Annotated in this window: 1 protein-coding gene; it reads left to right on the top strand. The window is 61.3% G+C overall.

What is annotated here, in order from left to right; translation table 11 throughout:
- Positions 1 to 537 (top strand): TSUP family transporter (locus AC1D0P_RS27935; RefSeq protein WP_477679704.1); only part of this gene is annotated, 537 nt, incomplete at both ends.

Raw genomic sequence — 537 nt, 5'->3', positions numbered from 1 at the left:
CCATTATCGGCATTCCGCTACTGTCGATCGTGATGGATCCGATCACCGCCGGCGGCCTGCTTGCCCCGTTGTTCATCGCGATGGACCTATTCGCGCTGCGTTATTGGAAGCGATCGACATGGTCGCAGCCGGATCTCATATTGCTTGTGCCGGGCCTCATATTCGGCATCGGCTTCGGCTTTCTGCTGTTCCGGTTCCTCGACCACCGCGCCACCGCCATTGCCATGGCGCTTACAACCCTCCTGTTCGTCGGCCTCTGGCTTATCGGCGGCACAGAGGTGAACGCACGTCCTCGGTCGGCTCCGAAGGCAATCACGGCCGGCCTCGCCTCCGGCATCACCACGATGGTGGCGCATTCGGGCGGACCGCCGCTCGCTATGTATCTGCTGCCGCTCGGCCTCAGCAAAGAGATTTACGCCGGCACGACCAGTCTGTTTTTCACTGTCGGCAACGTCACCAAGGCGCTGCCATGGCTTCTCATCGTCAAGCCGACCGCCGGCCTCTGGATTTTGATGGCGATCTGCCTGTTCGCCATTC

Source organism: Polaromonas sp. P1_G2 (assembly GCF_056405515.1).
The sequence above is the reverse complement of the archived record's forward strand: the minus strand, read 5'-3'. Positions and strand labels throughout refer to the sequence as shown.